The sequence below is a fragment of the Actinosynnema sp. genome, assembly GCF_052038725.1.
Genome location: NZ_JBQGCX010000253.1, coordinates 1 through 2,569, shown reverse-complemented (window position 1 = coordinate 2,569; position 2,569 = coordinate 1). Strand labels below are relative to the sequence as shown.

Sequence of the window (2,569 nt, the reverse complement as noted above, 5' to 3'; positions counted from 1 at the left end):
GCCGTCGTGGCCGTGCCTGCGTTCTCCATGCAGACCAGCCTCGCCCAGCGCCCCGCCGAGGGCAGCACCCAGGCCAGGGCCGTCGAGATCGTCTCCGAGCACTTCGGCCCCGGCTTCACCGGCCCGCTGCTGGTGCTCGTGGAGGGCGACGAGGTCGCCAAGCACGCCCTGGAGGTGTCCAGCCGCGCCAAGGAGCTCGGCGACGTCGCCGTCGTCGGCCAGGCCCAGGTCAACTCGGACGGCACCGCCGCCCTGGTCAACGTCGTCCCCAGGTCCGCGCCGGACAGCGCCGAGACCATCGCCCTGGTCGACGAGCTGCGCTCGGCCGTGTCCGGCGTCGACGGCGCCCAGGTCTACGTCACCGGCACCACCGCCGTCGGCGTCGACGTCTCGCACCGCCTGGACGAGTCGCTGCCCACCTACCTGGTGCTCGTCGTCGGCCTGGCGCTCGTGCTGCTGGTCCTGGTGTTCCGCTCGCTGCTGGTGCCGGTGGCGGGCGTGCTCGGGTTCCTGCTGACCGTCGGCGCCTCGCTCGGCGCGACCACCGCCGTGTTCCAGTGGGGCTGGCTCAAGGACGTGGTGCGCGCCGAGACCACCGGGCCGCTGATGAGCCTGGCCCCGATGATGGTCACCGGCATCCTGTTCGGCCTGGCCATGGACTACCAGGTGTTCCTGGTGTCCCGGATGCACGAGGCGCACGCGCACGGCGCGCCGCCGCGCGAGGCGGTCGTCACCGGGTTCCGGCAGGCCGCGCCGGTCGTGGTGGCCGCCGCCGCGATCATGTTCGCGGTGTTCGCGGGCTTCGTGCCCGAGGGCGAGGCGACGATCAAGCCCATTGCGTTCGCGCTGGCCATCGGCATCCTGGTGGACGCGGTGGTGGTGCGCATGGTGGCGATCCCGGCCGCGCTGGCGATCATGGGCTCGGCCGCGTGGTGGCTGCCCCGGTCGCTGAGCCGACTGCCGGTGCTGGACGTGGAGGGCGCGGCGCTGGAGCGCGGGGGCGCCTCGGCGGTGCCGCAGCAGGACCGCGCCGAGCCCGCGGGCGCGGCGGGCACGGGCGCGGTCGGCGCGCGGGAGGACGCCGGGCACGACGTGCCCAGCCGCTGAGCCGGGGGCTCTGCTCCCTTGGGGTGGGCCGCGCGCACACCCCGCGGCGAATCCGTGGACATCCCCGGTGGACCGTCCTTACAGTGGCGGCCCAGCGTTCTCGGCGCGCACGATCCGGGTGGGGCAGTTCGCCGAACCGCCGCCTCGAGCCGTTCTTCCCCGGTGTGCTTGGGGAAAGGCGGTTCCGACCATGGGGTGCTCACCCCGGAATGCCCTGTCATCCGCGCTGCTCGTCCTGGTCACGGCCCTGCTCGGGTCCCTGCTGGTCGCCCCCGGCGTCGCCGCGGCCGAGTCGAACGGCGGCACCCGCGTCATGCCGCTCGGCGACTCCATCACCGACGGCTGGAACGTGCCCGGCGGCTACCGGGTCGGCCTGTGGCGCAGGCTCGTCGACGAGGGCTACTCGGTGGACTTCGTCGGCTCGGGCTTCAACGGGCCGCCGGAGCTCGGCGACCACGACCACGAGGGCCACCCCGGCTGGCGCATCGACGAGATCCACGCCAGGGTCGACGGCTGGCTGCGCGCCACCAGGCCCAGGGTGGTGCTGCTGCACATCGGCACCAACGACATCGGGCAGGACTACGACGTCGCGAACGCCCCGGCCAGGATGCGCGCGCTGCTCGACCGCATCCAGCTCGCCGCGCCCTCGGCGTGGGTGTTCGTCGCCCGGATCACCCCGATCGAGGACCCGGTGTTGGAGGCGCGGGTGCTGGCGTTCAACGCCGCGCTGCCGGGCGTGGTGGCGGACCGGCGGCGGGTGCGGCTGGTCGACATGCACGACGGGTTCGTCCCCGGCGACCTCGCCGACGGCGTGCACCCGTCCACCGCGGGCTACGACAAGATGGCCGCGCGCTGGCGGGCCGCGCTGGCCGCCGTTCCGGAGAGCCTGCCCAGGACCCCGGCCCTGACGGGCTGACCTGCGGTTTCCCGCGCGATCGGGTGGGCGGCGCCGGTGCGGCGCGGCCCACCCGAAGCGGACGTGAACATCTGTCGTGTCGCGCGGCCCGAATCGGGGCATCATTGTGCCGTGACATCTCCCGAGACCCACGCCATCACCGGGGAGGTCGTCGACGGCGTGGCCGTCGTGCGCGCCTCCGGCGAGATCGACATGGCCAACAGCGACGACCTGCGCGTGATCGCCACCGACCTGGTCGACGGCGGGGCGCAGGCCCTGGTCGTCGACCTGTCCGAGGTGACCTTCTTCGCCTCCTCCGGCATCGCCGCGCTCGCCTACCTGCGCGACCGCGTCGGCCGGGGACTGGTGCGGGCGGTGCCCAGCCGCAGCGTGCGGCGCTCGCTGGAGGCGACCGCCGTGGACAAGCTGATCCCGCTGCACGAGAACCTGGAGGAGGCGTTGACGGCCGCCCGCTGAGCACCCGGACCGGTCGAGCGCGCTTCTCGGGCGGCGGGCCCCCGCGCGCACGACCGCCGCACCGGCTCGCACAATGGGTCGGTACCGGGT

General features: G+C 74.2%; 3 protein-coding genes. All 3 read left to right on the top strand.

The genetic code is table 11. The features are described 5' to 3' along the window. Positions 1 to 1,107: MMPL family transporter (locus ACTUAL_RS04905; protein WP_440899412.1), on the top strand; the 1,107-nt coding region annotated here is incomplete at its 5' end. A gap of 190 nt (positions 1,108 to 1,297) precedes the next feature. Then, on the top strand, positions 1,298 to 2,023 hold the full coding sequence (locus tag ACTUAL_RS04900) for an SGNH/GDSL hydrolase family protein (RefSeq protein ID WP_440899411.1): 726 nt from the start codon (positions 1,298 to 1,300) through the stop codon (positions 2,021 to 2,023). Positions 2,024 to 2,134: 111 nt separating this feature from the next. Then, the gene (locus ACTUAL_RS04895) at positions 2,135 to 2,479 is read left to right on the top strand and encodes an STAS domain-containing protein (protein ID WP_015801964.1); all 345 of its coding nucleotides are present in this window, start codon (positions 2,135 to 2,137) and stop codon (positions 2,477 to 2,479) included. Positions 2,480 to 2,569 lie beyond the last annotated feature (90 nt).